Source organism: Fulvivirga sp. M361 (assembly GCF_007097395.1).
Lineage (GTDB): Bacteria > Bacteroidota > Bacteroidia > Cytophagales > Cyclobacteriaceae > Fulvivirga.
The window spans coordinates 96,225-108,493 of record NZ_VKDC01000024.1; the positions used below are offsets into that span (position 1 = coordinate 96,225).

8 protein-coding genes are annotated in these 12,269 nt (G+C 38.8%); 4 read left to right on the forward strand and 4 right to left on the reverse strand.

Going from position 1 to position 12,269, the window contains the following annotated elements:
• Positions 1 to 215 precede the first annotated feature (215 nt).
• Both sufB and FNH22_RS22235 read right to left on the reverse strand, forming a co-directional pair.
• Complete coding sequence (gene sufB / locus FNH22_RS22230; protein ID WP_143400649.1) at positions 216 to 1,661, reverse strand: Fe-S cluster assembly protein SufB; 1,446 nt, start codon at positions 1,659 to 1,661, stop codon at positions 216 to 218.
• Between the two features lie 508 nt (positions 1,662 to 2,169).
• Positions 2,170 to 2,640: an Lrp/AsnC ligand binding domain-containing protein gene (locus tag FNH22_RS22235; RefSeq protein ID WP_143400650.1), complete on the reverse strand. Its 471-nt coding sequence runs from the start codon at positions 2,638 to 2,640 to the stop codon at positions 2,170 to 2,172.
• Between the two features lie 818 nt (positions 2,641 to 3,458).
• On the opposite strand from FNH22_RS22235, the gene FNH22_RS22240 reads away from it, so the two are divergent.
• The 4 genes from FNH22_RS22240 to FNH22_RS22255 all read left to right on the forward strand — a co-directional run bounded on the left by FNH22_RS22240 (position 3,459) and on the right by FNH22_RS22255 (position 9,226).
• Positions 3,459 to 5,144 (forward strand): AMP-binding protein, encoded by a 1,686-nt coding sequence (locus FNH22_RS22240; protein ID WP_143400651.1) that lies wholly within the window; start codon positions 3,459 to 3,461, stop codon positions 5,142 to 5,144.
• 48 nt (positions 5,145 to 5,192) lie between these two features.
• Positions 5,193 to 6,788: a glycosyltransferase family 39 protein gene (locus FNH22_RS22245; RefSeq protein ID WP_143400652.1), complete on the forward strand. Its 1,596-nt coding sequence runs from the start codon at positions 5,193 to 5,195 to the stop codon at positions 6,786 to 6,788.
• 406 nt (positions 6,789 to 7,194) lie between these two features.
• Positions 7,195 to 8,568 carry an IS1634 family transposase gene (locus FNH22_RS22250; protein ID WP_255518133.1) on the forward strand — a complete coding sequence of 458 codons (1,374 nt, stop codon included), beginning with the start codon at positions 7,195 to 7,197 and terminating at the stop codon, positions 8,566 to 8,568.
• A gap of 226 nt (positions 8,569 to 8,794) precedes the next feature.
• Complete coding sequence (locus FNH22_RS22255; protein WP_143400654.1) at positions 8,795 to 9,226, forward strand: TerB family tellurite resistance protein; 432 nt, start codon at positions 8,795 to 8,797, stop codon at positions 9,224 to 9,226.
• Between the two features lie 73 nt (positions 9,227 to 9,299).
• Here the strand turns inward: FNH22_RS22255 and FNH22_RS22260 are convergent, their stop codons facing one another.
• Together FNH22_RS22260 and FNH22_RS22265 are read right to left on the reverse strand one after the other, a co-directional pair.
• Positions 9,300 to 10,691 (reverse strand): sodium-dependent transporter, encoded by a 1,392-nt coding sequence (locus FNH22_RS22260; protein WP_143400655.1) that lies wholly within the window; start codon positions 10,689 to 10,691, stop codon positions 9,300 to 9,302.
• A gap of 120 nt (positions 10,692 to 10,811) precedes the next feature.
• Positions 10,812 to 12,113 (reverse strand): sodium:proton antiporter, encoded by a 1,302-nt coding sequence (locus FNH22_RS22265; RefSeq protein ID WP_143400656.1) that lies wholly within the window; start codon positions 12,111 to 12,113, stop codon positions 10,812 to 10,814.
• Between the last annotated feature and the right edge of the window lie 156 nt (positions 12,114 to 12,269).

Here is a 12,269-nt window from a genome sequence, read left to right on the forward strand (position 1 = left end):
ATGGTTTTCTAGTCTTTGAGATCAAAGGAGTTTGAGTGTTTCTAATCCATTCATTATTGACGTCTCTTTAATCCCCGGGCTTGTTAACTCGTTTGTCAAAGGTTCTTTACAACTAGTGACTTGAGTTTGTTATTATTGCCATTCACACATCAGAATTATTTAGCTGTGCGTTAATGCCTTAAAGAACATTTGATAGCCGGGAACATAAAACAGAATTAACCGACTGACCCTTCCAGTGTTAAAGCAAGAAGCTTCTGGGCCTCTACTGCAAATTCCATAGGCAGCTGGTTCAGTACTTCTTTACAATAACCATTTACGATTAAAGCCACAGCACTTTCCTCATCAATACCTCTTTGCATACAATAGAAAATCTGATCTTCTCCTATTTTGGAAGTAGTAGCTTCATGTTCTACCTGTGCCGACTTATTTTCAATGTCTATGTACGGGAAAGTATGTGCACCACAATTATTTCCCATAAGGAGTGAATCACATTGTGAGAAGTTACGTGACCCTTCGGCGCGTTTCATGATATGTACCTGTCCTCGATAACTGTTCTGTGATTTACCTGCTGAAACACCCTTGGAAACGATCCTGGATTTGGTATTTTTCCCTATGTGGATCATTTTGGTTCCTGTATCTGCCTGTTGGTAGTTGTTGGTAACGGCTACTGAATAAAACTCACCGCTGGAGTTATTTCCTTTAAGTATACACGATGGGTATTTCCAAGTAACAGCTGAGCCTGTTTCAACCTGTGTCCAGGATAACTTAGCATTATCTCCTGCACATATTCCTCTCTTTGTCACCAGGTTATAAATGCCACCTTTACCTTCTTTATTACCAGGATACCAGTTTTGTACTGTAGAATATTTTACTTCTGCGCTTTCCTTAACGTATATTTCTACCACAGCGGCGTGCAACTGATTTTCGTCACGCATTGGCGCGGTACAACCTTCCAGATAACTAACATAAGAATTGTCTTCGGCTACTATTAGCGTCCTTTCAAATTGACCGGTGTTAGCGGCATTAATTCTAAAATAGGTAGATAACTCCATCGGACACCTAACCCCTTTAGGAATGTAACAGAATGAACCATCTGAAAATACCGCCGAATTCAGCGCAGCATAATAGTTATCCGTTACCGGAACTACTGAACCCAAATATTTTTTCACAAGTTCAGGATGTTCCTTGACTGCTTCACTAAAAGAGCAGAATATGATTCCCAGTTCCGCCAACTTATCTTTGAAAGTGGTGGCTACAGATACACTGTCAATTACTGCATCTACTGCTACCCCGGTTAATCTTTTTTGCTCTTCAAGTGATATGCCCAGTTTTTTAAAAGTATCTAATAATTCAGGATCTATCTCATCCAGGCTTTTAGGCGCAGCTTTCTGTACAGGGGCTGAATAGTAAATAATATCTTGATAGTCGATCTGCGGGAAAGTAACATTAGCCCATTGAGGTTCTTTCATTTTGGACCAACTGCGAAAAGCATTCAATCTCCAGTCCAACAACCATTCCGGTTCTTCCTTTTTAGCTGATATAAAACGAATGATACTTTCATTCAACCCTTTCGGAGCCTGTTCAGATTCCAGGTCAACCGTCCAGCCATGTTCATATTCCTTGGAAGTAAATTCTTCTAAAATTTGATTGTCGTTACTCATGATTGCTATTTAGACTAATTTCAAATTACTGCACAAAGTTACAACAAAATACTGTGATGAATGTTCCTCTAATTTCTTTTTTAACGCTTGAGATTATTAGCGAATTCAGTGCAAAGCCTATTGGTGTAAAAAGCATTAATAGCTGATTATAAGGCACTTTTTTTATATATATCATTAATATAATATAGAAAAAATCAATGTCTCAGGTAATACATATTGAGCACATTTATTCAGCCTTATATGAAATGACGCTCTTACCGGGTAAATATCAGGCTAATTGAAGCTTGTGCTGCTTCAGGATATCCATAAACACTATCGAATCATGTTTGAGAGGTTCTTAATACACTTATGAATGTGAAAAATCGCACTACTCCTTTGAACAATTAAGTAAATTGTTTTGGCCTAATTTACTTCAATTTAAAAGTACCGAAGAACCAATCTTTAGAATTTACTTGCTTTACGCTGCTTGAATCGAACGGTTAAGGCTTTAAAATCCAATTTTAACTTGTTATCCATCATTCAATTGAATATTCCTGCTAATACTTTCCTCAAGTGATATCATGGTGTCTGTTCGTACGATACCGTCGATACGCTGTATTTTATCATAAAGTACATCTTTAAGGTGGTTGGTATCTCTGCAGAACATTTTTGCGAACATGCTATAATTACCTGTAGTGTAATGCACGTTTACAATTTCAGTTACTTGCTTTAATTGAGCAATTACCTCGTCATAAAGTGCACTCTTGGATAGGAATATGCCTATGAATGCTGTGATGTCATAGCCTAACCTGGCATAGTTTATTTTTAAAGTGGTGCCATCTACAATACCTAATTCTTCCAGCTTTTTCATACGCACGTGTACTGTGCCACCGGAAACATATACCTGTTTAGCTACTTCAGTGTAGGGTTTTTTAGCGTTTTTCATTAGAACCTCCAGTATTTTGAGGTCTACATTGTCAATTTCATAATTAGCTGCCATTTTATAACTGGTGTTTTTTGATAATTTTAAACAAAAATTAAATTAATTGAAAATAGTCTAAATATTAAGCTTATTTGGTGTAAAAATTTTAATAAATAACTCATTTTATTAATTTTGGATCAACAAACAAACACAATGTAGGGTGTTGAAACTGGCAGACATGCCCTCCGGTCTCGGGGGTGGAGAAAATAGGATAAATTTCTTAGCTCATCCAATAGCAACAGAAACTAACTACTCCGTGGAGGTTCGAATCCTTCCCCTACAGCAAAGTTTAGGTTAATAAGTATGATACTGTAGGATGTTGAAACAGGCAGACATGCCCTCCGGTCTCGGGGGTGGAGAAAATAGGATAAACTTCTTAGCTCATCCAATGGCAACAGAAGCTAACTACTCCGTGGAGGTTCGAATCCTTCTCCTACAGCAAAGTTTAGGTTAATTAAGTAAAAATGTAGGGTGTTGAAATTGGCAGACATGCCCTCCGGTCTCGGGGGTGGAGAAAATAGGACAAATTTCTAATCGCATCCGATAGCAAAGAGGCTAACTACTCCGTGAAGGTTCGAGTCCTTCCCCTACAGCTAATAAGGTTGTCTTGAAAAAGGCAGCCTTATTTTGTTTATCCAAAATGGAGAATTTCAATCGTTTTTGCTTTCAAAATTGAGATTTTCACAACCACCCAGCTAAAGCCCTGACATTAGAACAGCGTAAAAGACAATCATATCAAAGCGTTGGTTTTGAACTTTAGATCATGGAATGCCTCTTAATTTATTACTAATTTTTCTGTAATATTGATAGCTATAATCAAATCTAAACCTTAGCAGATGAGTAATTTTCTTTGGACTAAAAAGTATCCTAAGGGTATTCCTGAGTCGATAGAGCCGTTGAAGTATCAGAGTTTGTTGGAACTATTTGAAGACTGCTTTGAGCGTTACTCCGGTAAAGTGGCGTTTGAAAATATGGGGAAACAGATGACCTATTCTGAGATAGATGTACAATCGCGCTATTTTGCTGCATTTCTTCAAAACAACTTTGGACTCAAGAAAGGAGATGCTATTGCATTGCAGATGCCTAACTTGCTCCAATACCCAATTGCTTTAATAGGGGCCCTAAGGGCTGGACTCATTGTGGTGAATACCAACCCACTTTATGTGCCAAGGGAAATGAAACATCAATACCAGGATGCAGGTGTAAAAGCCGTAGTAATTCTGGCGAATTTTGCTTCTAACCTTCAAAAGGTAGCTGGTGAATGTGGTGTGGATAAGATCATTGTTACTGAAATAGGGGATCTGCTTGGCGGGCTCAAAGGGTCTATAGTGAATTTTGTTGTAAAAAAGATCAAAAAAATGGTGCCTGCTCATCATCTGCCTACCGCTGTTCGGTTTAAAAAGGCACTTTCTGAAGGTGCGAAAGCTGACTACCGCAAGCCCGAAGTAGCTATTGAGGATACAGCGTTTTTACAATATACCGGAGGTACAACAGGCGTATCTAAGGGTGCTCAGTTATCGCATAAAAATATTCTATCCCATACTTTACAGACTACCCATTGGTTCAAGCCTTTTTTGGATAAAAGTAAAGATCACGTTATGATTACAGCTATACCGCTTTATCATATTTTCGCTCTGACGGTCAATGGTATTTTGATGATAAGTAATGGGGCCAAGAATATTCTGATCACCAATCCTCGTGATATGAAAGGCTTCATTAAAGAGCTCAAGAAACACAAGTTTACGTTAATGACAGGGGTGAATACCCTTTTTAATGGACTTCTGAACCAGGATGAATTCAAGGAGATCGATTTTTCCGGCATGCACGGTACTATTGGCGGAGGAATGGCCGTACAGGATGCCGTATCAAAAAAATGGGAGTCTGTGACTGGCAAAGCAATTGTAGAGGGATATGGATTAAGTGAAACCTCACCGGTTTTATCTTGTAATCCGTTAGATGGTACACAACGACTAGGCACTATTGGATTGCCTGTACCCGGTACAGAGATGGCGATCTTTGATGAAAAGGGCAATAAACTCCCGATAGGTGAGGTGGGCGAAATTTGTGCCCGGGGTCCACAGATCATGAAAGGTTATTGGAATCAAGACAATACCAATGTATTCTTTGAAGATGGCTGGTTTAGAACCGGTGATATGGGTACTATGGATGAAACGGGATTCTTCAGAATTGTAGACCGTAAAAAGGATATGATCAACGTATCAGGTTTTAATGTTTACCCTAACGAGGTGGAAAATGTCATTGCGAGTCATCCCAAAGTGCAGGAAGTTGCTGCCATAGGTGTGTCGGATGAAAAATCTAACGAATGTGTCAAAGTCTTCATTATTAAAGGTGATAGTAGTTTGACAGAAGATGAAATCCGTATGTATTGTAAAGAAAACCTCACGGGCTACAAACGTCCAAAACACATTGAATTTAAGGAAGAATTGCCAAAATCTAATGTAGGCAAGATTATTCGCCGTGAACTTCGCGAAGAAGAGGAAGCAAAGTCCGGTACCTCTTGAAATGTGTCGCAAGATCAATTAGCTTTACACCCTTTTAGCTAGTTGACCGTGCAGAATTTAAAGGAGTATTACCAGCGTTATCCACTTCAATCTATTTTATGGATGGCTCTCGCCATCCGCTTGTTAGCAGCTTTTTTTTCAAAAGGCTATGGCTTTCATGATGATCATTTTGATGTTATACGAGTTGCTCAAAACTGGCTTTACGGTTTACCACATTGGCTGGAATCACCTCTGCCGCCAAAACATAGTATGCCTTATGCTGCTGTTAATGCAGGCTTTATGTGGGTTGCTCAGGCATTAGGACTACATGATCCAATTCATAAAACTACCTTCTTGCGCATCATCCATGCCTTCTATTCATTACTTACCATATATTATGCTTATCGTATAACCGAGCAGATATCAACTGTAAAAAGTGCCATAAAGGTGGGTTGGGTGTTATGTGTTTTATGGTTTATGCCCTTTATGAGCGTCAGGTTTATGGCTGAGATGGTATGTATACCCCCTATATTAGCGGGTTTTTACTTCATACTAAAAAGTGGTGCTGATACCAGGAATAGCTTAAAAAATGCCCTAATAGCTGGAGTATTATTTGGGATAAGCTTCACCTTTAGGATGCATGTGGTGCTCTTTGCAGGAGCTTTGGGCATTGTACTATTGTTCGAGAAACGCTGGAAAGAAAGTTTGTTTATTATACTGGGTTTTGTGTTCTGCATAACACTTACTATTGGTTTGCCAGATTATTGGTATTTCGAATATCCATTTCAATATATCGTTTATTACTTTACTTATAACGGGGCTAATGCATATAACTACATTACAAGTTCGCCTTTTAAGTTTCTCCTGACAACATTTGGTTTTTTAGTCCCTCCGGTAAGTCTCATGCTCATGATGGGATATATTAAATCCAGGAAAATAGCTCCTCATTTGTTTTGGGCAGTTCTGCTGTTTTTCATCGTTCATTCTACTTTTCCAAATAAACAGGAGAGGTTTATTCTGCCGATGTTCCCTTTTTTGATTATTATGGGAGTGGCCGGATGGAGTTACTTCAGGGAGAGTTCCTCTTTCTGGCAACGTAAACAACGTCTCGAACGCGGGTGCTGGAATTTCTTTTGGTGGGCTAATGTTATTGCAGCCCTGGCCTTAGCTCTGACTTATTCGAAAAAAGACCGGGTGGCACCGATACATTATTTATCTGGAAAGCCGGAATTAACATCGCTGATCGTTGAATCCGGTACGAATAAATTGAAGCAGGTCCCTGTATATTACCTTGGTCGAATGGCAGCGGACTACAATGATTTTGAGAAAGGGGATGTGCTTGGGATGAATGATTTCAAGGTGAATAAAAGACATTTAAAGGATAGTTTTCCATTTGTGTTCACACTGAGAGCTGACCAGGAGGTGAGTGAATTACGTGATCAAATGCAATCGGTGAATAAAGTCCCAAACTATGTTATTTTCAAAGGAAGAGAAAACCTGGAGGGTAGGATGGCAAAGGTCAATGAGCTTTTTCCGTCACAAAAGCTGATACTGGAGAGAGAAATTGAACCTTCATTATTTGATAAGTTACTGAGAGTGCTGAATCCGCGAAGACACCGTGATAAAGTGGCGCTGATTTACAGGCTGATAGATGAGAAACACTGATATGTATGACTTTTTGAAGACATATTGAATATTTATTTTTTTAAAGAGTGATTTTCAAGAGTTTTGTCACCAAACAGTAGGTGTTTTTTGTTATTTTAACAATAACAAGATATGTTTTTACTTTAATTCTTTCAATATGATCGGTTTTTTCCTGTTTTCCGCATGATTAGAAGGTTGGAGGGAAAATGTTTGATTCGGTGTAATAGTGAGTGATTTTCTATCAAAAGTGACTGATCCGTTGTAATTTTCATGAGTGTATTTTCGTAAGAAAAAGAACCAAAGTGGGAGAATAAGCATTCAAGTGATAGACACCTCAGGTCCATCAGATCGTCTGCTTAAGACCATTGGTTCTAGTTCTGATCCTCGGGAAGTTGATAGGATGGTTGCCCAAGCACATGAATGGATCTTGAGCTTCAAGGGTCAGCAAACTATTTCCTTAGAATATGAAGAAGACCTTCAGTTTCTGGCCGATATTCAGAGTGGTTTGCGGAAAGTATTGCTAATAGGTCCTGAATTAATATTAGGGAAGCTTTATGATGAGATTGGGTTCAAGGATGTTAAAAGTGACCTGTTACGCCATTTAGTAATTAGTCGTCTGGTTTTTCCTCTCAGTAAGCTCAAGACCTGTGAATATTTGTTGCGATACCAAAATATCGAAATAACCCCTGACCAGGTTTATCGCTATATGGATAAGCTACAAAAGAGTCAGAAGCAAGAGCTACAGCAAATAAGTTATGAGCATACCCTAGGGCTTTTTAATGGAGGCATATCTGTTGTTTTTTATGATGTGACTACACTATATTTTGAAGTCAGTGATGAAGATGACTTACGTAAGACAGGGTTCTCAAAAGAAGGTAAGCATCAACACCCTCAAATAGTTTTAGGTTTATTAGTAAGTAAATATGGATACCCCCTAGCCTTTGAAATGTTTGAAGGCAATCAGTTTGAGGGACATACTATGATCCCGGTTTTAGAATCCTTCAAATCAACTTATCAATTAGAAAAGCTTGTAGTGATAGCAGATGCGGGGTTGATGTCAAAAAAGAACTTACAACATCTGTCCGATGGAGGGTACGAATTTATTATTGGAGCCAGGCTCAAAAATGAAGCTGATCAAATCAAAGAACAACTTCTCTCGCTACCTATGAAAGATGGAGAAAGCACCACTATACCCCACCCAAGTGGTCATCGCTTAATTGTAAGCTATGCAGCTTCGAGAGCAAGAAGAGATCGAAAGAATAGAGAAAAAGGATTAAACAAACTAGAAAAGAAACTAAGCAAGGGCAGGCTTACCAAACAACACATCAACAACCGAGGCTACAACAAGTATTTGAAAATGGATGGGAAGATTGACATCTCTATCGACTATGAAAAATTCAAAGCGGATAAAAAATGGGATGGCCTCAAAGGCTATCTAACCAATGCAAAGTTACCCACTCCCCAAATTATTGATCAATACAATGAGCTTTGGCAAATAGAAAAGGCTTTTAGAATATCCAAAACAGACTTGAGAATACGTCCAATCTATCATCGCCTCCCTCAAAGAATAGAAGCCCACCTCATTATTGCTTTTTGTGCCTATAAAGTATACAAGGAGCTGGAAAGACAATTAAAAGAACGTCATTCTGACCTTACCCCTGAAAAGGCCATTGAATTAATGAAAACTATTTACTCGCTCAAAATACAGCTACCCAAATCCAATAGAAACCGTAACATCATCTTTTGCGACGATCAAAAACAGCAACAGCTACTTCAATTGTTCAATATCAAAACTGACTGACCCAGCGCGGAAAACAGGAGAGTGCTGAATCCGCGAAGACACCGTGATAAAGTGGCGCTGATTTACAGGCTGATAGATGAGAAACACTGATATGTATGACTTTTTGAAGACATATTGAATATTTATTTTTTTAAAGAGTGATTTTCAAGAGTTTTGTCACCAAACAGTAGGTGTTTTTTGTTATTTTAACAATAACAAGATATGTTTTTACTTTAATTCTTTCAATATGATCGGTTTTTTTGAACATCAATATTTATCATTTAAAAAGACTCACCTTCGAAACCTGATAGCGCTGGCAAAGTCAGATGGGCATTTGCACTTAGAAGAAGAAAAGATGCTATACAAAATGGGTGAGAAGTATGGTTTGAAGGACCGGCAAATAGCAAAACTTATTCAAAGTGATGAACCTCTGGAATTAAAGATACCTAAAGACCATGGTCCGAAGATGGATCAGCTGTATGATCTGGTTCAGATGGTATATGCTGATGGCGTGGTAGAAGACAGCGAAATTACTTTTTGTGAAGAGTTAATGCCTCAGTTTCAGTTTAAAAAAGAGATCATCCACTGGCTCATTGATAATTTTGATAAAGGGAACCCACCTACTCCTGAAATCTGGGATGACTTGAAGAAGGAAGCGCTGGAGAGGTTTGTCGATTAGCATTAGGAAGCATAGAGACTGTCTGTAGACGGCTACTACTCTATTACTTAAACCGGGGACAAGGTACCTTATTTTAGATTATCTTAATTCCGAAAAATGTACTTAGTACAGTGAAAACGAATAGTACGCCCAGTACTGTTGGAGCCAAATAAGAGATAGCAAAGTTCAGATACTTCTGTACGAAAGACCCTTTATAACCCGGTGCTCCGTTTGATAATTCTTCGTCAAGGTTATGTTTTTTCCAAACATGTGCAGCAAAAAATACAATTAAACATCCGCCCAATGGTAGTAGCGTGTCATTGGCCAGGTGATTCATGAAAGATAGAAAGTCTGTGGCTTTGTCTGCGCCTACATAGACAATGAAGTTGGTAAAAAATTCAGAATACCCGTTACCTACTAAAGATGGAATACCGGTGATGAAAATAAGGGTTGCTACTAACCATACAGCCCTGCTTCGTCGTATGCTCATTTCGTCTACAACATAAGCTACAGGTACTTCCAAAAGGGATACTGTTGATGTTAATGCAGCAAAACACAAAAGAACAAAGAAAGTTGTACCGACAATTGCTCCCAATGTACCTCCTATACTTCCGAATATTTGAGGTAGAGTTACGAATATAAGGCCCGGGCCACGGCCTACTTCCGTCATGGTCCCGTCTGTCATGAAACCTATTAGTGGAAATATCATGAGCCCGGCTATCAGGGCTATGCCTACATCTGCCAGTGTAATAAAAGCTGCTGAACTGATAATATTGTCATTTTTACCTACGTAACTACCATAAGTGATCAAAGCTCCCATGCCTAATGATAATGAGAAGAAGGCTTGTCCCATAGCATTATAAATTACTGAACCTGTGAGTTCTGAAAAGTCGGGAACAAGATAAAACTGGAGTCCTGCGAAGGAATTTTCCAGTGTTAGTGAGTAAATGACCAAAGACAGTATCATTATGATCAACGTAGGCATGAGTAATTTTGCTGCTTTTTCGATCCCCCCCGATACACCTCTGGATACTACGAAAGCTGTGGTGGCCATAAATGCCAGGCCATAGGCTCCTACGGTAAAGATGTCTACAATGTAATCACCAAATTGCTCTGCTATCCCAAAGTTGCCAGCTGCCATTTCAAAAATATACCCAAATGCCCAGCCGGCAATCACGTTATAAAATGAAAGAATGAGCACACCACTTAAAATGCCCATTTTGCCAACAATGTTCCACTTTTTATACCCCAGATCGTTGAAAGCGCCTACAGCATTTTTTTGAGTTTTACGGCCTATGGCAATTTCGGTAACCATTACCGGGTAACAGAGTATAAAACAGAAGATCAAGTAAACTACAACAAAAGCTGCTCCACCTCCCTGGCCTACTTCATAGGGGAAACCCCAGATATTACCTAAGCCAACAGCCGAACCTGCCGCTGCCATAATGAATCCTAGTTTACTGGAAAAACCACCTCTGTTAGCCATAAAGTTTTATATTTTAAATCGCCGAATTTATCGACAAATTTTGACTAATCAAAAAACATCTTTTTTAAGACGTTTCCTTGGTTTTTGAGGGTTACGGCAGGCCAATGGCCTATAATATTACTAATTAGTAGTATTTGCAGCTTTAGCCGATGTTTTCGTATCGTTTACCTCATTGAATTTATCAAAGAGTTTTTTGACCGTAAGCCCTTGACCAACAATAGAAAATAGGACCACACAATACGTCATAGTAATGATAATATCTACGATTTTCCGATCGAAGTCGGTAGTCTCATATAGTGATAAGGCCAATGCTACAGAAATACCACCACGCAGACCACTCCATGTGAGTATCCTGATAGTATACGTTGGAAAGTATCTCCTCAGTCTCATTATGGAAATAGGTAGACCCACTCCAATGAACCGGGAAAAGAGTACCGCCAGTATGGCAAAACCTGCTGCATAGAAATAGTCTATTTCATACTTGATCACGATTACCTGAAGACCTATTAATATGAACAAGATTGCATTCATAGCTTCGTCCATAAGGTGCCAAAATTTATAAACATAATCACCGGCGGCAGTCTCTAATGCCTTATTCCTTCCTTTACGTCCAACAAAAAGCCCCATGACCACCATGGCTAAGGGCCCTGAAACATGGATTATTTCAGCTATACTGGCACCACCCAGCACCATACTTAAAGTGACTAAGACCTCAATTTCAGTATGTTCATTGTCTATTATTTTCAATAAATACAGTCCTGTATAGCCTATAAATGCGCCAAGAGCCAAACCGCCTATTACTTCTACACCAAAAAGTTCTAGAGCCCCCCAGGCATGAAAATTATCTACTCCTTTAGATGCTATGGATAAAATAGTGAGAAATACGACTACTCCAACACCATCATTGAAAAGGGATTCTCCGGCGATTTGCGATTCCAGGTTTTTGGAAACGGTAGTTTTTTTCATCATCGCCAGCACGGATATAGGATCTGTAGGTGCGATTAGTGCACCAAATAGCAAGCAATAGATATAGTCTAATGGCAGGCTTACTAAAGGGAGTACATAATACATTACGGTACCTGTAATAAGTGTAGATATGAGTACACCTACAGTAGCCAACGCGAATATGGGCCATTTTTCTTCACCCAATTTTCTCAGGTCCAACTCCAGTGCACCTGCAAAAAGTAAAAAACTCAACATTACCTGGAATAGTACTTTGGAAAAATCATATTCTGTCATGAGATTGGTCGCCAGGTCATGCAATACCTTAAAAACCCATTCGCCAACTATAATGAATAATGATAATCCCAGGGCCAATAGCATCAGACCGATAGTAGAGGGAAGTTTAAGGAACTTCACATTGATCAATGTGAAGAAGGCGGCCATTATAATTAATAAGGTAATAAAATCAAGAACTTCCATAAAATAGCTTGTATCTCTTTGATTAACAGATCAGAACATCTTAAGTTATAAAACCACTTCAATATAAAAAAATGGATTTATTGTTTTCAAAATCATAGTAAGTTAGTGAATGATGGCGTAGTATCCGGTAACTTTATATATTAGTTTGAGCTATTG

What these genes read in the sequence shown, in the direction of transcription:
- FNH22_RS22255 (WP_143400654.1), top strand. Translation starts at nt 8,795, where the DNA reads ATGATCGGTTTTTTTGAACATCAATATTTATCATTTAAAAAGACTCAC.
- FNH22_RS22240 (WP_143400651.1), top strand. Translation starts at nt 3,459, where the DNA reads ATGAGTAATTTTCTTTGGACTAAAAAGTATCCTAAGGGTATTCCTGAG.
- FNH22_RS22260 (WP_143400655.1), bottom strand. Translation starts at nt 10,691, where the DNA reads ATGGCTAACAGAGGTGGTTTTTCCAGTAAACTAGGATTCATTATGGCA.
- FNH22_RS22265 (WP_143400656.1), bottom strand. Translation starts at nt 12,113, where the DNA reads ATGGAAGTTCTTGATTTTATTACCTTATTAATTATAATGGCCGCCTTC.
- FNH22_RS22235 (WP_143400650.1), bottom strand. Translation starts at nt 2,640, where the DNA reads ATGGCAGCTAATTATGAAATTGACAATGTAGACCTCAAAATACTGGAG.
- sufB (WP_143400649.1), bottom strand. Translation starts at nt 1,661, where the DNA reads ATGAGTAACGACAATCAAATTTTAGAAGAATTTACTTCCAAGGAATAT.